Consider the following 21,803-nt stretch of genomic DNA (forward strand, 5'->3'; position numbering starts at 1 on the left):
GGTGGCGCCGGTGCCGTCGGCGGCGGCGGTGGTGGTGGCCGTGGCGATGCCCGGGGTGATGCCCGTGGTCGCGGCGGACGTCCCGGTCACGCCGGTCACGCCGTTGAGGCGGGTCGTCTGGTCGGGTGCCATCTCAGCAACCTCCGTCATGGGTCAGCAGATGGAGCAGGGGAGCGGAGGGCAGCGGCTCGTCGCCCTCCCAGGTGCGGGCGAGCGCGCCGACAGTGCCGAGATCGCCGAGAAGGATTCCGCCGACAAGCCGGTCGCCGCGGACGACGACCTTGCGGTACGCGCCGCGCGTGGCGTCGGAGAGATGGATGACGTCGTCCCCGGGGGCGGGGGTGGTCTCGCCGAAGGCGGCGAGGTCGAGCGGGCCGGCGGCGTCGCCGGCTCCGGAGCCGTCCGCTCCGGGGGTGGCGGTGGTGTCCGTTCCCGGCGCGGCGGCGGGGGCGGCGAGCACGGTGGCCGCGGCGTCCCCGGCGGCAGCGGTGGTGGCCCCGGCGGTGACGGGCCGCGGCTCCGGGCGCCGCGGATCCGGGCGAAGGGCGGACAGGTCACCGTCATCCGCCGGGACCGGGACCGGGGCCGTCCGGCCGGTGGCGGCGGCGCCATTGCCGCCACCACCGGCCGGCCGCGGGCCGGACCAGGCCGGCAGGCTGAGCCGGGTCAGGGCGCGGGTGCCGCGGTAGCGCGGGGCAGGACCGCCCGCGGCTCCGGCCAGCACCCCGGCCAGGACATCGGCCTGCTCCTGCGCGGCCCCGGCCAGTCCGTAGACGGTGCCGTCGTGCTCGGCGCAGTCGCCGATGGCGTGGACGCGGGGGTCGTCGGTGCGCAGTTCGTCGTCGACGACGATGCCGCGCGCGACCTTCAGCCCGGCCGCCAGGGCGAGGCCCGTGCGGGGCCGCACCCCGCAGGCGAGGACGACGATCTCGGCGTCGAGCCGGAAACCGTCGGCGAGCTCCACGGCGGTCACCTCGCGGGCGGACGAGCCGCCGTCCCGGGTGACGCTCCGGGTGCGCAGCCCGCGGACCCGGCACTCGGTGTGCACCTCCACGCCCAGCGCCTCCAGGTGGCCGCGGAGCATGCCCGAGGCGTCGGCGTCGAGCTGGCGTTCCATGAGGTGCTCGCCCTGCTGCGCCAGCACCACCTGCGCGCCGCACCGGGCGAGGGCCCGGGCGGCGGACACGCCGAGCAGTCCGCCGCCGATCACCACGGCGCGCACGCCGGGGCGCACGGCCTCGGCGAGCGCCCGGCAGTCGTCGAGGGTGCGGAAGGGGTGCACCCCGGACGGCAGGTCGCGGCCGTCGGGCTCGAACAGGCCGCGCAGGGGCGGCAGTACGGGGTTGGAGCCGGTGGCGAGCACCAGCGCGTCGTACGGCACGCTCTGCCCGTCGTCGCACAGCACCAGCCGGGCGTCGCGGTCGATCCGCACGGCGCACACGCCGGTCAGATGCCGCACGGAGGCGCCGGGGGCGGGCAGGGCGATCACCTCGGGCCCGTACCGTCCCGCGAGGACGTCCGCCAGCAGGACCCGGTTGTACGGACCGTGCGGTTCCTCGCCGATGACGGTGACGTCGGTGCCGTCGGCGAGGGCACCGCCGCCGAGGGCGGTCAGCTGCTGCACCAGCCGGGCACCGGCCATGCCACCGCCGATCACCACAACGCGACGGCGGCCCGGGTCCCGGTCCGGCTCCTTGTTCGAGGTCATACGGAGAGCGTGCGGGGTGGCTGTTTCCCGACCGCATCCCCGCTGTTTCCCCCCGGCAACGCTGCCCTCAGCGGGCCCCGCCCCTCACTGTGAGCCGGACCCGCTCCCGTGGGACCGCGCGGTCAGACCGCCGCCCTGAACTGCCGGCGCAGGTAGGCGTCGAAGAAACCGGCACCGAACAGCCGGCGGATCTGCACCAGCAGCCGGGCGGCGGGCGTGATGACATAACGGGTCCGCGGGCGGGCTCCGGTGGCGGCGCGCTCGATGACCTCGGCGACCGCCTCGGGCGGGGCGGACAGCGTCCGCGACTGGAAGGACCGGGCCATCTGCTGGTCCATCGCGTCGTTCAGCCGGGTGTACGGGCCGGCCGCAGCGGCCGAGCCGGCCAGAGTACGGGCCGCGGTGCCGCCGAACGCGGTACGGATCAGGCCGGGCTCGACCAGGCTCACCTTGATCCCGAACGGCGCGGCCTCGAAGCGCAGCGCGTCGGTGAGGGCTTCGACCGCGTACTTGCTGGCGTGGTAGTAGCCCGCGACAGGGAAGACGAGCCGGCCGCCCATGGAACCGACGTTGACGATGCGGCCGTGCCCGGCGGCGCGCATGCCGGGCAGCGCCAGCTGGGTCAGCCGTGCCAGACCGAAGACGTTGGTCTCGAACTGGCGGCGCACCTCGGCCAGATCGGTCTCCTCGACGGTCCCGTACGCGCCGTATCCGGCGTTGTTGACCAGTACGCCGACCGAGCCGTGCTCGGCCTCGACGGTCTTGACGGCGGCGGCCATGGACTCCTCGTCGGTGACGTCCAGGGCCAGGGTGCGGGCCCCGGCCCCGGCGAGAGGGGCGAGCGTCTCGGGCCGGCGCGCGGTGGCGTAGACGGTCAGGTCCGGCCGGGCGGCCAGGCGCAGGGCCGTGGCCCGGCCGATGCCCGAGGAGGTCCCGGTGATCAGTACCGCGGTCGTGGTCATGCTGTCTCCTCGGAGTAGTGGTCCATGCCGGCGACGAACAGCGCGACGCCGTGGCGCAGGCGCCGGACGGGGGCCTGCGGGTCGGTCAGGTCGGCCTCCAGGCCGCGGGTGAAGGCCAGGAGCAGCTGGGCCACCTCGTCCGCTCCGGTCTTCGGCAGATGCGGGCGGGCGGCGGTGATGGCCGAGGTGAGCAGCTCGCACATGGCCGTCTCGTAGGCCTCCAGCAGATCCGCCGACTGACGGGAGTCGACCCCGAGCAGCTCGGCGGCGTGCGCCGGGCTGTCCCGCCACACCCCGGTGATCAGCCGCAGCTTCACCTCCAGCACGCCGGTGAGCCGCTCGGCCAGGTCTCCCCGGGCCGTCGCCGCGGAACGGGCGTCGCTCAGCGAGGAGTCCAGCAGCCGGGTGGTCAGGCGGCGGAACGCGTCCTGCTTATTGCGGACGTACTGGTAGACACCGGGCCGGGACAGACGCGCCTCCCGGGCGATGTCGTCCATCGTGGTGCGCCGCACGCCGTGCCGGGTGAAACACGCATATGCGGCATCAAGGATCTGGTCGAGCCGCTCATCCTCCAACATGCTGACAATATTTGCATGAAATGTCAGTCTGTTCAATCCTGTGGCGGGGACCTGCCCCGCCGGGCCAGGGGTTCCGGCGGTGGCCGTTCCGGGCTTTCGTCCGGACGCGCGTACGATTCCCCAGGCTGTTGCGGTCGCCGGCGAAGTGCTTCCGCCGTGAACGGGAACTGCGGGGATGGACGACATATCACTGGCGACCGTGGCCCTGCTGTGCCTGGCGGCCCTCTCCGCGGGGTGGATCGACGCCGTGATCGGTGGTGGCGGCCTGCTCCAGCTCCCGGCGCTGCTCGTGGGTTTCCCGCACCTTCCGCCCGCGTATCTCCTCGGCACCAACAAGGCCGTGTCCATCGTTGGCACCACCGCCGCGGCCGTGACGTACACGCGCAAGGCGCCGGTCGACGTCCGGACGGCTGTGCGGATCGGACTGGCGGCGCTCGGCGGCTCCCTGCTCGGGGCGTTCTTCGCCGCCGGCGTCGAGAGCGCGGTGCTCCGCCCGCTGATCATCGTCATCCTGCTGGGCGTGCTGGCCTTCGTCCTGCTCCGCCCGTCCTTCGGCACCACGGTCCCGGTGATGACCGGTCCGGTGACCCGGCGGCGCGTCCTGACGGCGATCCTGGTCGCGGGCCTGGGCATCGGCTTCTACGACGGCCTGGTCGGCCCGGGCACCGGGACCTTCCTGGTCATCGCCCTGGTGGCGATCCTCCACATGGATCTGGTGACGGCCTCCGCCACCACCAAGATCGTCAACGTGTGCACCAACTTCGGCGCCCTGGTGGTGTTCACCGCGCAGGGCACGGTGCTGTGGAAACTGGCCGCCCTGATGGCCCTCTTCAACCTCGCGGGCGGCACCCTCGGCGCCCGTACGGCCCTCAAGCGGGGCAGCGGCTTCGTCCGCGTGGTGCTGGTGGTCGTGGTCCTCGCCCTGGTCGCCAAGCTGGCGTACGACCAGTGGACCGGCTGAGAGGCTTCAGCCGGCGGGCCCGCCGCCGCGTTCCTCCGGAACCAGACCGATGCACCGCACGGCCGCCGGTGCGGCGGGACCGTCGGGACCGGTGGGGAGATCGAGCTCGCACCAGACGGTCTTGCCGACCGTCCGGTGCGTAACGCCCCACCGGGCGGCCGGCGTCCGGACGATGAGCAGACCCCGGACGGCCTGGTACTCCGCGTCGGGGCACCGAGCTGGGGCGCGTTCACCAGCGGTGTCGTGTCCGCCGGCCTTCGCTCCGGCGGTGAGGGCCGCGGTTGCGCGGGCCCGGCGCCGCGTGGCGCCGGGCCTTACACAGGGGGTGGAGATCAGGTGTCGCCGTTGAGCATGGCGGCGGTCAGGACGTTGCCGGCGACGCCCCAGCCGCCGTCGGCCACTTCGTCGACGAGGACGACGGTGGTGGGGCGGGCCCGCTCACCGTAGATCTCCGCGTACAGGTCGGTGGTGCGCTCGACGATCTTCTGCTTGTCCTCGGCGGTGATGGTGCCCGCGGGGACCTTGAAGTGGGCGAAAGGCATGAGTGTTCCTCTTGGGTGGTGGGTTTCTTCCGTGGTCCGGACGTATGGGTCCGAGGGTGTGCGGCCATGGGGCCGCTTCCCGGCCGCGGCCGGAGTGGCCGGAGGCCGGCGTGGTCAGAGGCTTGCGTGGGGGGTGAGCAGTTCGCCGATCCCGATGCGGCGGAAGAACTCCGCGCGGATCCGGTCGTACACGGCCGACACCACCTCGCTGCCGTCGCGGCTGGGATCGATGTGGGTGCGGAACGGGCGCTCGCCGTGCGGCAGGCCGATGACCCGGACGATCTCGGCGGCCACCTCTCCGGCTTCGCGTCCGGACGGGAAGATGTCGCTCAGGGCCTCGGTCATGGTGTCCCTGAGCCGGCCGTAGGGCTCGTCGTACTGCGCGCCTCGCGTGGTGTCGGCGGGTGTGCCGGCGTGGGCGAAGTGGTTGGTGCCGCTCGGGTAGGCGCCGGGGACGACGAGGGTGGTCTCGATGCCGAACTTGACCAACTCGGCGGCGTAGCTCTCGGCGAGGGCGTCCATGGCGGCCTTGGCGGCGAAGTAGGGCGCCAGGAAAGGCGGGTGACCGCCGCGGGTCGAGGAGGAGCCGACCCACACGAGCAGACCCCGTTGCCGGCGGCGCATGACCGGCAGCACCGTGCGGTTCACCCGCTGCGTGGACAGCACATTGACGTCGTAGACGCCGGCGAGCTGATCGACGGTGAACGCCTCGGCCGGCCCGAGAACCATGTGGCCGGCGTTGTGGACCACCACGTCGACGCGTTCCTGCTCCGTCATCACACGGTCGATGGCGGCGTCGACCGACTCCTGTTCCAGGACGTCCATCTCCACGGCTGCGATCTCGGCGCCGCGGTCCCTCTTGAACTCGGCCAGCGCGGCGGCAGCGGGTGCGTTGCGGTCCGCGGTGGCGCGCATACCGGCGTAGACGATGTGGCCCGCCTCGGCCAGGGCCCGTGCGGTGAGGTTCCCGAAGCCGCTGGAGGCGCCGGTGACCACCACGACCTGCGGCTGCGCCGTCATACCATGCCCCCGTTGGCCCGCAGGATCTGGCCGTTCACCCAGCGCCCTGCCGGGCCGGTGAGAAAGGCGACCACCTCGGCGATGTCCTCCGGGGTGCCCAGCCGTTCCAGGGGCGGGGCCTTGGCGAGCCGGTCGATCTGTTCGGGCGTCTTGTCTTCGAGGAACAGGTCGGTGGCCGTGGGGCCGGGGGCGACGGTGTTCACCGTGATGTCCCGTCCGCGCAGTTCGCGGGCGAGGATCAGCGTGAGCGCCTCGACGGCTCCCTTGCTCGCCGCATACGCGCCGTAAGCGGGGAACTGTGTGCCGACCACGGAGGTCGAGAACCCCACGAACGAGCTGCCCGCCCGCAGGCGCCGCGCGGACTGCTGGGCGACGACGAAGGTGCCGCGGATGTTGGTGCGGTGCACGGCGTCGAGGACGGCCAGGTCGAGGTCGGCGACGGGCGAGAGGGCGAGCCGGCCGGCGCAGTTGACGACGACGTCCACGCCGCCGAACTCCTGCTCCGCCCGGTCGAACAGCGCGGCGACCGCGTGCTCGTCCGCCACGTCGGCCCGCACGCCGATCGCCCGTCCGCCGGCAGCGGTGATCGCAGCCACCGTCTCCTCGGCGGCATCCGCGTCGCGGGCGTAGTTCACCACGACGGCCAGGCCGTCCCGGGCGAGCCGGTGGGCCACCGCCCGGCCGATGCCGCGCGATCCGCCGGTGACGACAGCGGCCCGTACGGCCGCCGGAGTGGGATGGTTCGTAGTCATGTCCTCCACGATGTGCGGGACCGGCGGGCGGAACCAGGGGATGGCATCCCCTGTGTCCGCGGCCCGGCGGCGCGCAGAATGGGAGGCATGGGGTCTGCGAAATACACCGAGCTGGGGGTCTTCCTGCGGTCGCGGCGCGGACGCATCCGCCCGGCCGACGTGGGACTGCCCCACGGGCCCCGGCGCCGCGTGCCCGGGCTGCGCCGCGACGAGGTCGCCCAGCTCGCCGGGGCATCGGTGGAGTACTACACCGAACTCGAACGCGGAGCCGGATCCCAGCCCTCCGAGCAGATGATCGCCGCGCTGGCGAGGGCGCTGCGCCTGACCGCCGACGAGCGCGACTACCTGTACCACCTGGCCGACCGCCCGGTGCCCGGGCCCGGCTCGGCCGCCTCGCACGTCCACCCCGGCATGCTCGACCTGCTCACGCGTCTGACGTCGACACCCGCACAGGTCATCACCGACCTGCACGTCACCCTCGTACAGAACCCGCTCGCGGTGGCGCTGCTCGGGGACCACTCCGGCTTCCGGGGCCCCCGGGCCAGCTTCGTCCACCGGTGGTTCACCGACCCCGGCGCCCGGGGGCTGTACCCCGAGGCCGACCACGAGGGCCAGTCCCGCGCCTTCGTCGCCGACCTGCGGGCAGCCGCCGCCCGGCGCGACGCGAAGGACACCGAAGCCGGATCGATGATCAGCTCGCTGCTCGGTACCTCCGCCGAGTTCGCCGCCCTGTGGGCCGAGCACGACGTGGCGTTCCGGCGCGACGACCGCAAGCGCCTCATCCACCCGGCACTCGGCCTGATCGAGGTCAACTGCCTCAACCTGTTCAGCGAGGACGGCCGGCAGCGGCTGCTCTGGTTCACCCCGGCGGTCGGCACCGACAGCGCCGATCTCCTCGACCTGCTCGCCGTCGTCGGCACCCAGGACATCACCGAACCGGCGGGCTGAAGCGGCGCGGAACGGGTCCCGCGTCAGGACTCCGCGGTGACGACGAGGGCGTACGAGCCGACGCCGGTCAGTGCGGCACCAGGGTGCTGGTCGTTGGCGCTGTGCACGGTGAGCACCGCTCCGGTGCCGGTGTCGATGTCGAGGTCCTGGAGAGTGCCGGCCTCTTCGCCCCGGGTGGTGAGGACACGGCGGCCGACCAGGTCCTTGCAGACGGCGGCGGGGGCGGCGAGATCACCGTCGGCGTCCTGCAGTGCATCGGTGCGGGCCATGACCGCGTCGTGGCCGACGGCCTGAACGTTCTCCCAGGTGATGTAGGAGCCGGAGCGGCCGGTCTTCTTCAGCCGCAGGGCGAGGACCCGCGGCGGCTGGGCGGCGAGGACGAGCCCGTCGACCTTGCCGATCCGGTGAGCCTCGGCGGTGTCCATGACCGGCAGGCCGGTGATCTGGGAGAGCAGCATCAGGTCTCCTGCAGGTGGGCGCGGAACGCCTGGACCATGCCGGCGAAACCGGGCAGGTCGTCGGCGACGAAGTCGGTCGCGGCGGCGGGGATCACCAGCGCCTCGCCGGAGACCGCGACGGTCTCCGCCAGCGGGACGTACACCGTGCGCTCCTGGCGGCCGAGCGCCTCAGTGGAGGCGACCTGGTAGCCGGCGACGGCGGCGGTGGTCGCGGTCACCTCGATGACCACGTCCGTGACCTTTCCGACGTCCGTGCCGGCGTCGGTCAGCACGCGCGAGCCCAGCACGTCCCCGCCGCCCGCCTCACCGCGGTCGACGACCTCGCTGCGGGCCTCGAACGCCGCCTCGTCGCGGACCATCACCGCGTGGGGGCCCAGGGCGGTCACCGCCGTCCAGGGCAGGGCGTGGCGCTTGGGGCCGGAGAACATGCCCCGCCCGCTGAGCGTGAAGCCCGCCACCCGGCCCGCGCCGCTCTCGAAGACGATGTCCTTCACCTGCGCGACCGCTTCGCCGGACAGGGTGACCACGGGACGTTTGCCGATCTCCGAGGCCAGCATCAGCGTGCTCATGATCTCCCCTTCCCGCCCGCCCGGCCGCGGCGCACCGCGATCACACCGCCGGACCGGCGCCGGGCCTGGATGCCCAGCATCGCCCCGATCACCACCACGGCCACTGCCCCGGCGATGACGAGCCACAGCCACCAGTCCATCGCACACCTCCCGGTACGACGCCGGAAAGGCCGGCATCCGTACTACCGGCATCCTGCCCGCATCTCCGGAGTCCAGGCATGGCCCATGTGCCAACCCGGGCCGCTGCTTGTTTCGGAGGCCGGCCGTGTCCGTGATCGGTGGCCACACCGATCGTGGACGCCCGCGGTTCCGCCCGGAAATCTCTCGCGCGGGAACCGGACGAACGTGAGGATCGATACAAGCGGTGTCCGTGTCGGGCGTGCGGTGAAAGGGAGACCACCATGATGGGTCGGGTGGCATTGCGGCGGATGGACGAGGCGAGCCTCGAAGGGCTGCTCGCCGTGGCCGTCGACGACGCGGCACCGGAGGAGGTCATGCCTCCCGTGGCCGGGCCACCGGGATGGACGCCTGAACGGCAGGAGGCCTTCCGGGCTTGGCATCGCGCTCGGCGCGCCGGGCTCGCCGGCCCGCTCCGGGAGTCCACCTACGCGATCATCCACGACGGGGAGACCGTGGGCGCGGCCCGCCTGGCCGCCCGCGGCAGCGGGGAAGCCCTCGAAACGGGTATGTGGCTGGCCCGTTCCCAACGGGGCCGCGGAATCGGTACCGCCGTACTGCGCGCGCTTCTCGACGAAGCCGCCAGGGCCGGTGCACGAGTCGTCGTCGCGGACACCACAGCGCAGAACGCGGCGGCGCTCGCAGCGCTGCGCCGCAATGGCGCGACCCTCACCTCGAGCGAGGACACCGCTGATGTTCACGCCGAGTTGACGCCGAGGGCGATGCCGTCGACTCCGCCTCCCACGGCGAGCCCGTGAGGATCCGGTCGGTCGACAGACCCGGGCGGGGCGCGCGAACGCCGCGATGGTGCGATTGGGCGAGGTAGGCGGCAGTGGCCGGAGCCATAGGCTCTGTGCCGCAGACCGAGCGGAGTGGGAGAGTGCCGTGAGCAGTCAGCCGACCGAGAACGATGGCCCCATCATTCCCATGCCGTCGCTCACGCCGGATGCCCTGCGGGAGGCCGTGGCGCACATCGTTCCGAGCCGTCTTCCGGAGCTCAACCGGCATCCTGCCCGGGCCGCGACGAACGCGCAGCGCACCAGCAGCCTCGGGCCTCTGCGTGCATTCACTCTGCATTGGGGCGCCATCGTCAACATCGAACGATGGCCGCGGCGCGCGGCGCGCTTCCACGCCTGCCGGGAGCGAGCCGCAGATCCGCTCGCCGACCCCGAGGAAGCGCGTTCCGCGGCCGCTGAGGTGGGCCACATCCTTCGTGTGGCGAGTGAGGAAGCGGGCTCCCGGCGCACGTCGTCACAGAAGTCGAACGCCTCGCACGGGAGCTGGCCGTTCTCGGCCGCGACGCCGGCGAGGTCGGCGAGGGCGGTGCTCTGCGGACACTCGACTTCCTCGGTGCGGGCCTGCTCTGGTTTCTGCCGGTGCCGAGTCGGCAGATGATCGTCGTGGTCCGGGGCACCTGGGCCGACTGAGCTGCACTGACCGGTGCGTTCGTTCCCGGGCCCGTGGGCCGGTGGTCGCTGTCAGTCGACCAGGCCGAGGCGGGCCGCCCTGACGCCGGCCGCGAAGCGGCTCTCCACGCCCAGTTTCTCGACCAGTTGGGTCATCAGGCGGCGCAGGGTGCGTTCGGAGATCCCCAGGCGGCGGGCGATGCTCTCGTCCTTGGCGCCGGTGGCGAGGAGGGCGAGCACCTCGCGTTCCCGGGAGGTGTAGTCCCGGGCGGTCTGCGCCCGGTCGGCGGACGGGCCGGGGATGTGCGGGGAGGCGGCGGCCCAGCTGTGCTCGAAGACCTGGACGAAGCACGCGGCGATCAGGGAGCCGTGCAGGGCGACGTCACCGCGGTCGCGGTCGGAGCCCAGACCGGCCCACATGACGGTGAGTTCCCGGTCGATGATCAGGAGGTAGAGCGGCACGGAGGTGGCGACGCGGACCTCGGCGCCGGCCTCGGCCACGCTCTCCACATAGCGGGCCGCGCCCGGCCGGCGCAGGGCGCTCGCCGAGACGAGCAGCCGGCAGGCGGCGCCCCGGGCGAGCAGCCGGAGATCGGTGACCAGGCTCTCCTCCAGCACCTCCGGCTCGGGGAAGGTGGTGCGCATGGACAGCAGTTCGTGGCGCGTCAGCGGATGGAATGCGTCGATGCGCCTGCGCAGTTGCTCCCGGTCGGTGAAGAACTCGACGGGCACGGTGTCGTGTCCGTGCAGCCGGGGAGGCGGCAGCAGCCGCGCGACGTCCTCCACGGCCCTGAGGTCGCGCTGCAGGGTCGTGCAGGCGCTGAGCAGCCGTTCCCTGTGCTCGGACAGCAGTTCGGTGATGGCGCGCTCGGGTGAGCTGACGCCCGCGCGGGAAGAATGGAGGAGACGGCGCTCGGTGAGCCAGCGGGCCACGTCCTCGGGCAGGGCGTCGGCTGTGGCGCCGTCGGGGCCGGGGAGTGGCGCCCCGTCAGTTTCCGCCCCGTCAGCGCCTTTTCCGCCCTGGTCCGTCCCGCCCTGGTCCGTCCCGCCCGGGCCCGCGCCGTACGGCGTGCGGCTGGCCGGTGCCGTCCCCGGTGCCTCCGGTACGGCGTCCGCCCGCTGCCGTACCGTCAACTGCCGCAGCAGCGCGGCGTAGGCCGCCCGTGCCCTGGCCTCGGTGCCGCCGTCGGCAGGGGCGGCCGCGGCGCCGGGCGGGGGCAGGCCCCGTCCGGTGCGTGCGGCGTGCGGCCGGCCGGTGGGCCGGTCCTCTCCGGCAGACATGTGCATGACGATAGGGCGCCCTGCCGTCTTTGCCAAAAAGTCGGACACCCCGCACCGGTGAGCGGTGACTGGCCGGGACCGGTCATGCCTGATCCGGCCGGGGTCGGCTCACGGTAACCGGCGTTAACGTGAGCCGCACAGCGTCGGGTTACCGACGGTCCGGCGGTGTTCCCCAACCCTCCGGACCGCCGGCCGGCGTGCCGCGCCGCGCACGTTTCCCGGGGACGTGCGCGCCGCGGCGGCTCTTCCGTCCGTACGCGTGCTCGAGACCGTACGGGCGGGCCCTCCGCCGTGCCATCCCAGCACGGACGCCTGCCCGGACTCCCACGGTCCGTGCGGTGCCGGAGGCCTCCCCACAGCAGCGGCGGCCACCCCTGCCGCCGCGAGACGAAAGGGTCTCTTCTGCCATGAAGCGTTCCCACATCGGCGCACTGCTGCTCGCCGTGCCGCTGGCCCTCACCCCCACCGCCGGCGCGGTCGCCGCCTCCGACGAGTCCCCCGCCCCGCTGGTCGCCGTCCAGCAGGCACCCCAGGAACAGGAAGTGACGGGCAGTTACATCGTCACCCTCAAGGCCGGCACCAAGGCCAAGGACGTCGCCAGGGCCGAGGGCATCAGAACCCGGCACGTCTACTCCAAGGCCCTGAACGGCTTCGCCGCCAAGCTCACCCCGGCGCAGCTCACCGAGTTGCGCGGCAACGGATCCGTGGCCGCCATCGAGGAGGACCAGCGGATCACGGCCGACGCGACCCAGTACAACGCCCCCTGGGGTCTGGACCGCATCGACCAGCGGAACCGCCCGCTGAGCGGCAGCTACACCTACAACCGCAACGGCTCCGGCGTCACGGCCTACATCATCGACACCGGCATCCAGACCTCCCACCCGGACTTCGGCGGCCGGGCCCGGAACGTGTTCGACGCGTTCGGGGGCAACGGGCAGGACTGCCAGGGCCACGGCACCCATGTGGCCGGTACGGTTGGCGGCAGCACGTACGGCGTCGCCAAGGGCGTGCAGCTCCGCGGCGTCCGGGTGCTCAACTGCTCCGGTTCCGGCACCACCGCCGGGGTCGTCGCCGGATTCGACTGGGTCCGGCAGAACGCGGTGAAGCCCGCCGTGGCCAACGCCTCGCTCGGCGGCGGCTACTCCTCGGCCATCAACAACGCGGCGACCAACCTCGCCAACTCCGGCGTGCACCTCTCCGTGGCGGCGGGCAACGAGAACCAGAACGCCTGCAACGTCTCCCCGGCCAGCGCGCCCGGCACGATCACCGTCGCCGCCTCCGACAGCTCGGACCGCAAGGCGTCGTTCAGCAACTACGGCTCCTGCACCGACGTCTACGCCCCCGGCGTGTCGATCACCTCGACGCGGCTGGGCGGCGGCAGCACCTCGCTCAGCGGCACCTCGATGGCGTCCCCGCACGTCGCCGGCGTCGCCGCGCTCTACAAGTCGGCCTACGGCGACGCCTCGTCGTCCACGGTCAACAGCTGGATCACCTCCAACGCCACGACGTACGTCATCAGCGGCAACTACAGCGGCACCCCCAACCGGCTGCTGTACAAGTCGGGCCTCTGATCCACGGCCCCGTGATCGCGGCCGGTGATCGCGGCCCGTGATCCGTGACCGTGATCCGTGGTCCCGGCCCGCGCCGCCGCCGCTGACGGAACCGGCGGCGGCGCCGGCCGCGCGGCCCGCGGCGGACCGCCCGCCCTCCGCTCCGCACCCGTGGCCGCCACGGGCGCGCGGACCGGAGGGCGGGCGCCGTTGTTGCGGCCGGTCCGGCCCCGCCGGTTACCGTTCAGCGGACGAGGCGACCGCACCGGCAGCACGAGGAGGACCCCGCCGTGGCCGAGTTCCTGACCGTCATGACGACCACCGACAGCGCGGAGAAGGCCGCGGCCCTGGCGCGCGGAGCCGTGGAGGCGCGGGTGGCGGCGTGCGCGCAGATCAGCGCGCCGGTCACCTCCGTCTACCACTGGGACGGCGCGGTCGAGACGGCCCGCGAGTGGCAGGTGCTCTTCAAGACCGCGAGCGTTCGCTTCGGCGAACTGGAGACCTACATCCGGGGCGCCCACGACTACGACGTCCCCGAGATCATCGCCACCCCCGTCACCCAGGGCGGCGCCGACTACCTCTCCTGGATCGCGGCGGAGACGGCGTCCCGGTGAGCCCGGGCGAGCCCCGGCCCGGCGAACCGGGGGACCGGAGCGCACGGCTGCCCGTCTTCGTCTACGGCACCCTGCGCCCCGGCGGACGCCACCACACCCGCCTGCTGCGCGGCCGGACCGACCACGAGGAGCCCGCCCGGCTCCCGGGCGCCGCGCTCTACGAGGGGCCCGGTTTCCCGTACGCCGTCGAGGAGCCGGGCCGTGAGGTCCACGGCCACCTCATCACGCCGCGCGCCGCCCACTACGGCGAACTGCTCGCCGGGCTGGACGCGTTGGAGGGCTACACGCCCGGGGAGCCCGCCACCTTCTACGAGCGGTGCGCGCGGGATGTGCTGCGCGCCGACGGGCGGGCCGTGCGCGCCTGGGTGTACTTCGCGGCCGAGCCCGTGGCGCGCGGGCTGCGGGCCGGCGGCACCCGGGTCCCCGGCGGCCGCTGGCCGCCCGAGCCTGCGGAGCGCGGCGGCTCGGCGCGCGGCTGAGGCCGGCGGCCGGGTCCGGGCGCGTCCCGGGGCGGCGGGGGGAGCCGCCCGCGCCGCTCGGCTATGGCCCGTCCGCCGCCTCCACCCGGACCGCGCAGACCTTGAACTCCGGCATCCGTGAGGTCGGGTCGAGCGCCGGATTCGTCAGGGTGTTCGCCCGGCCCTCGCCCGGCCAGTGGAACGGCATGAACACCGTGTCCTGCCGGATGTCCCGCGTCACCCGGGCCGGAGCGACCGCCCTGCCGCGCCGCGAGGTGACCGCCACCGCCTCGCCCTCCGCGACGCCGATCCGCTCGGCCAGCCGCGGATGCAGCTCCACGAACGGCCCCGGCGCGGCGGCGTTCAGCTCGGCGACCCGCCGCGTCTGCGCCCCCGACTGGTACTGGGCGACCACCCGCCCCGTCGTCAGGAACACCGGATACTCCTCGTCCGGCTCCTCGGCGGCGGGCCGGTGCGTCACGGGGACGAACCGGGCCCGGCCGTCCTCCGTCGCGAACCGCTCCAGGAACAGCCGGCGCGTCCCCGGGTGCCCCTCGTCCGGGCAGGGCCAGAAGACGCCGTCCTCCTCGGTGATCCGCCGGTAGCTGATGCCGGAGTAGTCGGCGGGGCCGCCCGCCGACGCGCGCCGCAGCTCCTCGAACACCTCTTCGGGATCGACGGGGAAGCCCTTCTCCCGGCCCATCCGCCGCGCCAGCCCGTGCAGCACGTGCAGGTCCGACCGCACGCCCGCCGGCGGATCGACCGCCTTGCGGCGCAGGATGACCCGGCCCTCCAGGTTGGTCGTCGTCCCCGTCTCCTCGGCCCACTGCGTCACCGGCAGCACCACGTCCGCCATCGCGGCCGTCTCCGACAGCACCACGTCGGCCACCACCAGGAAGTCCAGCGCGGCGAACCGCTCGGCGACATGCGCGGCGCGCGGCGCGGACACCACGGGGTTCGACCCCATCAGCAGCAGCGACCGCACCTCACCGCCCAGCGCGTCCAGCAGTTCGTACGCGCTGCGGCCCGGGCCCGGCAGGGACTCCGGATCGACACCCCAGACCCCCGCCACATGGGCGCGTGCCGCCGGATCCACCAGCTTGCGGTAACCGGGCAACTGGTCGGCCTTCTGACCGTGTTCCCGCCCGCCCTGGCCGTTGCCCTGGCCGGTCAGGCAGCCGTAGCCGGACAGCGGACGCCCGGCGCGGCCCGTGGCCAGGCAGAAGTTGATCCAGGCGCCCACCGTGTCGGTGCCCTTCGACTGCTGCTCCGGGCCGCGCGCCGTCAACACCATGCCGCTCTCCGCGCCGCAGAACAGGTCCACGGCCTCCCGGACCGCCGGCAGCGGCACGCCGGTGATCCGCTCCACCAGCTCCGGCCAGTGCGCCATCGCCGCCGAGCGCGCCTCCGGCCAGCCCGCCGTCCGCTCCGTCACGAACTCCTCGTCGACCCGGCCCTCGGCCACCACCAGGTGCAGCATCCCCAGCGCCAGCGCCAGGTCCGTGCCCGGGCGCGGCGCCAGATGGAGATCGGCCTGCTCGGCGGTCCGGGTGCGGCGCGGGTCGATGACGATCAGCTTGCCGCCGTTCTCCCGCAGCTCCCGCAGATAGCGCAGCGCGGGCGGCATCGTCTCGGCGAGGTTCGAGCCGACGAGGATGACGCAGCCGGTGCGGGCCACGTCCTCCAGCGGGAACGGCAGCCCCCGGTCCAGCCCGAAGGCGCGCTGGTGGGCGGCCGCCGCCGAGGACATGCAGAAGCGGCCGTTGTAGTCGATCTGCGAGGTGGAGAGCGCCACCCGGGCGAACTTGCCCAGCGCGTACGCCTTCTCGTTGGTCAGCCCGCCGCCGCCGAACACTCCGACGGCGTCCGGGCCGTGGGCCGCGCGGGTGCGGAGCAGCCCTTCGGCGGCCCGGTCCAGGGCCTCGTCCCAGCCGGCCGGCACCAGCTCGCCGTCCCGGCGCACCAGCGGCCCGGTGAGCCGCAGCCGCGGGTCGAGCACGGCGGCGGCGGTACGGCCCTTGCCGCAGAGGGCACCCCGGTTGACGGGGAACGCCTCCCGCTCGACCACCTCGGGCACCGCCCCGGGCCCGCCCGGCCGCAGCCCCATCCCGCACTGCAGGGCGCAGTACGGGCAGTGGGTGTCGACGGCGGTGCGCTGGGGCGGGGCGGCGGCTGCCGGAAGCGTGGCACTCATGCATGCCAGCCTGCGCCGCCCGTGTTACACCCCGCTCCCCGCCGGGTTACGCGCCTCGGACGGAGACCTCAGCGCGGCCGGCGGGCCGCCGTGAGGTGCTGGGGCGCGACGCGCCTGGGGCCTCGCCGGTGCTTCGGCCGCCGTGCCCGCACGCGAGCGTGCGTGTGCCGGGCCGGCGCCCGCCCTACGGCGCCGGCGAGCCCGCGGGCTCCGCCGAGGCCAGGGCCTCCCGCACGCCCGGCTCCCGCGGGCCCAGGAAGTGCGGGTCCGGGCGGACCGCCGCGTCCAGCGCGGCCTTCGCCGCCGCGAGGACCTCCCGGGCCCCGCCCGCGTACCAGGTCACGTCGCGCCGCTCGGCCACCCCGACGCCGTACGCGTCGAGGCCCGCCGCCGCGCACAGCGCCAGCGCCCTGCGGATGTGGAAGCCCTGGGTGACGAGCACCGCGCGCTCCACACCGAAGATCTTCCTCGCCCGTACGCAGGAGTCCCAGGTGTCGAACCCGGCGTAGTCGCTGACGATCCGGCCGTCCGGTACGCCGCGCGCCGTGAGGTAGGCGCGCATCGCGTCGGGCTCGTCGTAGTCGCGGGTGCTGTTGTCGCCCGTCACCAGCACCACCCGGACCGTGCCCGCCCCGTACAGTTCGGCCGCCGCGTCGAGACGGTGGGCCAAGTAGGGCGATGGGGTGCCGTCCCGCAGGCCGGCGCCGAAGACGACGGCCACGGGGGCGGGCGGGACGTCCGCGACGGTCCGCACCCGGCCGGAGCCGGCCGCCGTCATCCACGTCATCGGCAGCAGGCCCAGCACGCAGCCCAGGACGGCCGCTCGGACGAACCGTCGTCTGTCCCGGACCGAACGCACCGCACCCCGCTCTCTCGCCGCCACCGGCCACCCCCGCCCCGTACGCATGTACGATCACCACAACGCCCGGCGGGCGGGCACCGGTTCCCTCCGGACGGACACCGGCCGCTCCCGCACCCCGGGGTGACGGAAGCCCGTGCCCCGCTCGCACGCCCCCGCCCGCCGCCGCGCTCGCGCTCCTCACAGATCCCGCCCGCGCCGGTGAAGCAGCGGAAACCAGGCGTCATCACGGCGCAACGGCACGGCAACGAGCGCCCGGCAGACTCGTCGCATGACGGCGTCGACCCCGCACCCAGGCCCCCACGGCCGCCGCCCCGGCCCTCTCGACCTCGACAGCACGGCGCAGCTCATGCACCGGATCGGCAGCCGGCTCGGCACCGCCCTCCACTCCATCGGCGCCCGCGGCGGGCACCCGTACCCCACAACCCGCCGCTCCGGGACCCGGTCACCCGTTCTGGTCGCCGTGGCGCACGGCAGCCGCGACCCCGAGGCCCTGCGCACGGTCACCGAGCTCCTCGACCGGGTCCGCGCGCTCCGGCCCGGGCTCTCGGTGCGCCTCGGGCACATCGAGCTGAACGAACCCCTGCTGCCGGAAACGCTGGCGGAAACCGAAGCGGCCCTCCGGACGGGCCACCCGGCCGCTCCCGGCGCGGGCCCCGGTCCCGGCCCCGGGACCGGCGACCGCGGCGCCGCCGCCCACGGCGCCGTCCTCGTGCCCCTGCTGCTCAGCCGCGGCTACCACGTCAAGCACGACATCCCGCGGATCCTCGCCGACTCGGCCCCCGCCCTGCGGGCCGTCGTCGCCGCGCCGCTCGGCCCGCACCCCCTGCTCGCCGAGGCGCTGCACGCCCGGCTGACCGAGGCGGCCGGCGATCCCCGCGGCCCCGAGGGCGGTCTTGACGGCTACGACGGGGTGGTGCTGGCGGCGGCCGGATCGCGCGATCCGGACGGGGCCCGCGACACCGGCCGCACCGCCCGGCTCCTTGGCGCCCGCCTCGGCGGTGTCCCCGTGCTCCCGGCCTACGCCTCGGCCGCGGATCCCACCGTGCCGGAAGCGGTCCGCGAACTGCGCGCCCGGGGCTGCCGCCGCGTGGCCGTGGCCTCGTACTTCACCGCGCCCGGGCGGTTCGCCACCCTCTGCGCGCAGGCCGCGCCGGACGGTCTCGCGGCGGCCCCCCTGGGAGCGCACACCGCGATGGCCCGCCTGGTCCTGCACCGCTACGACGAGGCGCTCGCCGCCGCGACACCACCGGCGGTCCGGACCTCCCCGCTCCGCACCGCCGGCCCCGGCCCGGGCTCCGCCTCGGCCGCATAGCCCCGGAGACGCGTCCGGCCCCGCCCCGCCACGGGCCCTCCGCGCTCTCGTCCGGGCGGAAGGGACCGACCGGGCCGGGCCGGACTCGGGAGGCCGGGGAGAACCACCTCTCCGGGCGGGCCCGCACCGGAACCCGCGCCCCTGCGCCGTCCCGGCCGGAGCGGCCGGCCACCGGCACCGCTCTCGGCACCGGCACCGCTCTCGGCACCGGCACCGCTCTCGGCACCGGCACCGCTCTCGGCACCGGCACCGCTCCCGCCACCGGCACCGCACCGGCGCGCCCGCTCGCCGGTCCTGCGGGCCGGACCAGCGCCGGGGCGCGCGCGCCCGTGGCCCCGCCGCACCGCGCGCCCGGCCCCCCGCCCGCCCGGCCCCCCGCCCGCCCGGCGCGTGAATGCCGTCGCCCGCTGCGGATACGGTCACCGTATGAACGGCGACGGCACACCAGCGCCCCTGCCCTCCGGGGCCCCCGGCGACCGCCCGGTCCCCGGCGGACCGGGGTTCCTCCGCCCTCCCGGAACCCCCGTGCCGGGATACGACCGGGCGGACGTCGAGCGCTGGTCCGCCGAGCCGGACAAGCGTCCCGGCCGGACCGACTTCCAGCGCGACCGCGCCCGCGTCCTGCACTCCGCGGCCCTGCGCCGTCTCGCCGGGAAGACCCAGGTGGTGACACCCGGCATCGCCCAGGAGTCCGCCACCGCGGCCGCGGGCGGCGCCGGAACCGGGCCCGTCCGGACCTCCGCCTGGGACGCCAGCCCCCGCACCCGCCTCACCCACTCCCTGGAGTGCGCCCAGGTCGGCCGGGAGCTCGGGGCGGCGCTCGGCTGCGACCCCGATCTCGTCGAGGTGGCCTGCCTGGCGCACGACCTCGGCCACCCGCCCTTCGGGCACAACGGCGAACAGGTGCTCAACGACTTCGCCAAGGGCTGCGGCGGCTTCGAGGGCAACGCCCAGTCCCTGCGGCTGCTGACCCGCATCGAGCCGAAACGGTTCGTCCGCACGGACGACGGCGACCTGGTGAGCGTCGGCCTCAACCTCACCCGCGCCGCCCTCGACGCGGCCACCAAGTACCCGTGGCCGCGCGGCGCCCACCCCGCCGGCCCGGCCTCCCCGAAGTTCGGCGTCTACGAGGACGACCGGCCCGTCTTCGACTGGCTCCGGCAGGGCGCGCCCCCGCGGCGGCAGTGCTTCGAGGCCCAGGTCATGGACTGGTCCGACGATGTGGCGTACTCCGTCCACGACGTCGAGGACGGCCTCCACGCCGGCCACATCGACCCCAACCTGCTCCTCGCGGAGCCCGAACGGCAGGACATCTTCCGGGTGGCGCTGGCCCGTTACGCGCCCCCCGGCGCCGAACCGGACGAACTGGCCGAGGCCCTCGACCGGTTGACCGACCAGGAGTGGTGGCCGCACGGCTACGACGGCTCCGCCGTGGCGCAGGCCCGGCTCAAGGACGCCACCAGCCAGCTCATCGGCCGTTTCTGCCTCGCTGCCGAGGGCGCGACGCGGGCGGCGTACGGCTCGGGGCGGCTGACCCGCTACGCCGCCGAGCTGGTGGTTCCCCGGGCCACACGCCTGGAGTGCGCCGTGCTCAAGGCGGTCGCCGACCGCTACGTCATGCAGCACCCGGAGCAGGAGCGCCTCCGCGCCGACCAGCGCGTCGTCCTCGGGGAGCTGGCCGAGGCGCTGAGCGCGCGGGCGCCCGACGGCATGGACCCGCAGTTCCGGGCGGAGTACGCGGCGGCCGGCGACGACCGGGCCCGGCAGCGGGTGGTCGTCGACCAGATCGCCTCGCTCACCGACAGCTCGGCCCGCGGCCTGCACGCCCGGCTCACGGCCCGGCCGGGCCCGCACGACGGCTGAGCGGCGGCCGGCCGGCGACGGCGGGCCGGACGGAGATCCCCCGCCCGCTCCCCGCCCGGCCCGGCGGCACCCGCCCGGCCCGGCCCGCGACCGCCCTCATGGGTACGACCCGTGAAGGTCTGCCCCGCTCACGCCACTTCCCCTTCACCCGGCACGCCCGTTGCGGGACGCTCGCTTGGGGCGGGACGCCCGGGGGACTATGAACACAGGCCCATACGCCGGTAGCGAGGAGGCATCACGTGGTCGACGCACATCAGACCTTCGTCATCGTCGGGGGAGGACTGGCGGGGGCGAAGGCGGCCGAGACCCTGCGGTCCGAGGGGTTCACCGGCCGGGTCATCCTCATCTGCGACGAGCGCGACCAGCCCTACGAGCGACCGCCCCTCTCCAAGGGCTTCCTCATCGGCAAGGAGGAACGGGACAGCGTCTTCGTCCACGAACCCGCCTGGTACGCGCGGGCCGAGATCGAACTGCACCTCGGCCAGTCCGCCGTCCACCTCGACCCGGCCGCCAAGACCGTCGGCCTGGGCGACGGCACCCGCTGCCACTACGACAAGCTGCTGCTCGCCACCGGCGCGGAGCCCCGCCGCCTCGACATCCCCGGCACCGGCCTCGCCGGCGTCCACCATCTGCGCCGGCTGGCGCACGCCGAACGGCTGCGCGGCGTCCTCGCCTCCCTGGGCCGGGACAACGGCCACCTCCTCATCGCCGGTGCCGGCTGGATCGGCCTCGAAGTGGCCGCGGCCGCCCGCGGCTACGGCGCCGAGGTGACGGTGGTCGAACGCTCCGCCACCCCGCTGTACGGCATCCTCGGCCCCGAGCTGGGCGGCATCTTCACCGATCTCCACGCCGAGCACGGCGTCCGCTTCCACTTCGGCGCCGGCCTCACGGAGATCACCGGCCAGGACGGCATGGTGCTCGCGGCCCGCACGGACGACGGCGAGGAGCACCCGGCGCACGCCGTCCTCGCCGCCATCGGCGCGGCCCCGCGCACCGCCCTCGCCGAATCGGCCGGGCTGGAACTGGCCGACCCGGCCTCCGGAGGCGGCATCGCCGTCGACGCCTCCCTGCGCACCAGCGACCCGGACATCTACGCCGCCGGTGACGTCGCCGCCGCGGCACATCCGCTGCTCGGCGGCCGGCTGCGCGTCGAACACTGGGCGAACGCCCTCAACGGCGGCCCGGCGGCGGCCCGTTCGATGCTCGGCCGCGAAGTGGTCTACGACCGGGTCCCGTACTTCTTCTCCGACCAGTACGACGTGGGCCTGGAGTACTCCGGCTACGCCCCGCCCGGCAGCTACGACCAGGTGGTGATCCGCGGCGACGCCGGCCGCCGGGAGTTCATCGCCTTCTGGCTGTCCGCCGACGGCCGGGTGCTCGCCGGTATGAACGTCAACGTCTGGGACGTCACCGACAAGATCCAGCGGCTGGTCCGCGCCGGGCGGCCCGTGGACCCGTCGGCGCTCGCCGACCCCTCCGTACCCCTGGGATCGCTGACGGAGCAGGCGGGCGGGTAGCGGCGGCCGGAGGCGGCCGGAGCGACGGACGGCCGGCGACGTGGCCGGTGGAGCCGGCGGAGGGAGCGCTG

22 protein-coding genes are annotated in these 21,803 nt (G+C 74.6%); 10 read left to right on the forward strand and 12 right to left on the reverse strand.

Features of this window, described 5'->3' with window-relative positions:
• Positions 1-133 precede the first annotated feature (133 nt).
• The 3 genes from LIX60_RS22645 to LIX60_RS22655 all read right to left on the reverse strand — a co-directional run bounded on the left by LIX60_RS22645 (position 134) and on the right by LIX60_RS22655 (position 3,248).
• Positions 134-1,708, reverse strand: a complete 1,575-nt coding sequence (locus LIX60_RS22645; protein ID WP_227960116.1) for an NAD(P)/FAD-dependent oxidoreductase — start codon at positions 1,706-1,708, stop codon at positions 134-136.
• A gap of 122 nt (positions 1,709-1,830) precedes the next feature.
• Positions 1,831-2,670 (reverse strand): oxidoreductase, encoded by an 840-nt coding sequence (locus LIX60_RS22650; protein WP_227960117.1) that lies wholly within the window; start codon positions 2,668-2,670, stop codon positions 1,831-1,833.
• Positions 2,667-3,248: a TetR/AcrR family transcriptional regulator gene (locus LIX60_RS22655; protein WP_227960118.1), complete on the reverse strand. Its 582-nt coding sequence runs from the start codon at positions 3,246-3,248 to the stop codon at positions 2,667-2,669. The genes LIX60_RS22650 and LIX60_RS22655 overlap by 4 nt, the downstream gene beginning before the upstream one ends.
• Before the next feature lie 175 nt (positions 3,249-3,423).
• Here LIX60_RS22655 and LIX60_RS22660 point away from each other — a divergent pair, with 175 nt between their 5' ends.
• A complete protein-coding gene (locus LIX60_RS22660) occupies positions 3,424-4,209 on the forward strand; it encodes a TSUP family transporter (RefSeq protein ID WP_227960119.1) in 786 nt (261 codons plus the stop codon).
• Between the two features lie 332 nt (positions 4,210-4,541).
• Here LIX60_RS22660 and LIX60_RS22670 read toward each other — a convergent pair whose 3' ends face one another.
• The 3 genes from LIX60_RS22670 to LIX60_RS22680 all read right to left on the reverse strand — a co-directional run bounded on the left by LIX60_RS22670 (position 4,542) and on the right by LIX60_RS22680 (position 6,523).
• Positions 4,542-4,751, reverse strand: coding sequence for a 4-oxalocrotonate tautomerase family protein (locus LIX60_RS22670; RefSeq protein WP_227960120.1), 210 nt, complete (start codon positions 4,749-4,751; stop codon positions 4,542-4,544).
• 114 nt (positions 4,752-4,865) lie between these two features.
• Positions 4,866-5,771, reverse strand: coding sequence for an SDR family NAD(P)-dependent oxidoreductase (locus LIX60_RS22675; RefSeq protein WP_227960121.1), 906 nt, complete (start codon positions 5,769-5,771; stop codon positions 4,866-4,868).
• Entirely contained in the window at positions 5,768-6,523 is a 756-nt protein-coding gene (locus tag LIX60_RS22680; protein WP_227960122.1) for an SDR family oxidoreductase, read from the reverse strand. Before LIX60_RS22680 ends, LIX60_RS22675 begins: the two co-directional genes overlap by 4 nt.
• A 78-nt stretch (positions 6,524-6,601) precedes the next feature.
• Between LIX60_RS22680 and LIX60_RS22685 the strand changes: the two genes are divergently transcribed.
• The gene (locus LIX60_RS22685; protein WP_308101736.1) at positions 6,602-7,471 is read left to right on the forward strand and encodes a helix-turn-helix transcriptional regulator; all 870 of its coding nucleotides are present in this window, start codon (positions 6,602-6,604) and stop codon (positions 7,469-7,471) included.
• Positions 7,472-7,494: 23 nt separating this feature from the next.
• Here LIX60_RS22685 and LIX60_RS22690 read toward each other — a convergent pair whose 3' ends face one another.
• From LIX60_RS22690 to LIX60_RS22700, 3 genes are read right to left on the reverse strand one after another with little or no spacing between them, the layout of a single operon-like run.
• Entirely contained in the window at positions 7,495-7,929 is a 435-nt protein-coding gene (locus LIX60_RS22690) for a PRC-barrel domain-containing protein (RefSeq protein ID WP_227960124.1), read from the reverse strand.
• Complete coding sequence (locus tag LIX60_RS22695) at positions 7,929-8,498, reverse strand: PRC-barrel domain-containing protein (protein WP_227960125.1); 570 nt, start codon at positions 8,496-8,498, stop codon at positions 7,929-7,931. The genes LIX60_RS22690 and LIX60_RS22695 overlap by 1 nt, the downstream gene beginning before the upstream one ends.
• On the reverse strand, positions 8,495-8,638 hold the full coding sequence (locus LIX60_RS22700; protein ID WP_227960126.1) for a hypothetical protein: 144 nt from the start codon (positions 8,636-8,638) through the stop codon (positions 8,495-8,497). The genes LIX60_RS22695 and LIX60_RS22700 overlap by 4 nt, the downstream gene beginning before the upstream one ends.
• Positions 8,639-8,899: 261 nt before the next feature.
• Here LIX60_RS22700 and LIX60_RS22705 point away from each other — a divergent pair, with 261 nt between their 5' ends.
• Together LIX60_RS22705 and LIX60_RS22710 are read left to right on the forward strand one after the other, a co-directional pair.
• The gene (locus LIX60_RS22705) at positions 8,900-9,433 is read left to right on the forward strand and encodes a GNAT family N-acetyltransferase (RefSeq protein ID WP_227960127.1); all 534 of its coding nucleotides are present in this window, start codon (positions 8,900-8,902) and stop codon (positions 9,431-9,433) included.
• Between the two features lie 127 nt (positions 9,434-9,560).
• Positions 9,561-10,070, forward strand: a complete 510-nt coding sequence (locus LIX60_RS22710) for a hypothetical protein (RefSeq protein ID WP_227960128.1) — start codon at positions 9,561-9,563, stop codon at positions 10,068-10,070.
• Positions 10,071-10,153: 83 nt separating this feature from the next.
• On the opposite strand, the gene LIX60_RS22715 is transcribed toward LIX60_RS22710, so the two are convergent.
• Complete coding sequence (locus LIX60_RS22715) at positions 10,154-11,362, reverse strand: LuxR C-terminal-related transcriptional regulator (RefSeq protein ID WP_227960129.1); 1,209 nt, start codon at positions 11,360-11,362, stop codon at positions 10,154-10,156.
• Between the two features lie 407 nt (positions 11,363-11,769).
• Between LIX60_RS22715 and LIX60_RS22720 the strand changes: the two genes are divergently transcribed.
• From LIX60_RS22720 to LIX60_RS22730, 3 genes are all read left to right on the forward strand, one after another.
• Positions 11,770-12,933: a S8 family peptidase gene (locus tag LIX60_RS22720; protein WP_227960130.1), complete on the forward strand. Its 1,164-nt coding sequence runs from the start codon at positions 11,770-11,772 to the stop codon at positions 12,931-12,933.
• A gap of 269 nt (positions 12,934-13,202) precedes the next feature.
• A complete protein-coding gene (gene cutA / locus LIX60_RS22725; RefSeq protein WP_227960131.1) occupies positions 13,203-13,526 on the forward strand; it encodes a divalent-cation tolerance protein CutA in 324 nt (107 codons plus the stop codon).
• A complete protein-coding gene (locus LIX60_RS22730) occupies positions 13,523-14,005 on the forward strand; it encodes a gamma-glutamylcyclotransferase family protein (protein ID WP_227960132.1) in 483 nt (160 codons plus the stop codon). The genes cutA and LIX60_RS22730 overlap by 4 nt, the downstream gene beginning before the upstream one ends.
• A 61-nt stretch (positions 14,006-14,066) precedes the next feature.
• Here LIX60_RS22730 and LIX60_RS22735 read toward each other — a convergent pair whose 3' ends face one another.
• Positions 14,067-16,178 carry a molybdopterin oxidoreductase family protein gene (locus LIX60_RS22735; protein ID WP_227960133.1) on the reverse strand — a complete coding sequence of 704 codons (2,112 nt, stop codon included), beginning with the start codon at positions 16,176-16,178 and terminating at the stop codon, positions 14,067-14,069.
• A gap of 184 nt (positions 16,179-16,362) precedes the next feature.
• Positions 16,363-17,085: a vancomycin high temperature exclusion protein gene (locus tag LIX60_RS22740; RefSeq protein ID WP_227960134.1), complete on the reverse strand. Its 723-nt coding sequence runs from the start codon at positions 17,083-17,085 to the stop codon at positions 16,363-16,365.
• A 223-nt stretch (positions 17,086-17,308) separates the two neighbouring features.
• On the opposite strand from LIX60_RS22740, the gene LIX60_RS22745 reads away from it, so the two are divergent.
• The 3 genes from LIX60_RS22745 (at position 17,309) to LIX60_RS22755 (ending at position 21,732) form a co-directional block, all read left to right on the forward strand.
• Entirely contained in the window at positions 17,309-18,352 is a 1,044-nt protein-coding gene (locus tag LIX60_RS22745) for a sirohydrochlorin chelatase (protein WP_227960135.1), read from the forward strand.
• A 426-nt stretch (positions 18,353-18,778) separates the two neighbouring features.
• Positions 18,779-20,215: a deoxyguanosinetriphosphate triphosphohydrolase gene (locus LIX60_RS22750; protein WP_227960136.1), complete on the forward strand. Its 1,437-nt coding sequence runs from the start codon at positions 18,779-18,781 to the stop codon at positions 20,213-20,215.
• 239 nt (positions 20,216-20,454) lie between these two features.
• A complete protein-coding gene (locus LIX60_RS22755) occupies positions 20,455-21,732 on the forward strand; it encodes an NAD(P)/FAD-dependent oxidoreductase (protein ID WP_227960137.1) in 1,278 nt (425 codons plus the stop codon).
• The last annotated feature ends 71 nt before the right edge of the window (positions 21,733-21,803 follow it).

Source organism: Streptomyces sp. S07_1.15, assembly GCF_020739505.1.
Classification (GTDB): domain Bacteria; phylum Actinomycetota; class Actinomycetes; order Streptomycetales; family Streptomycetaceae; genus Streptomyces; species Streptomyces xinghaiensis.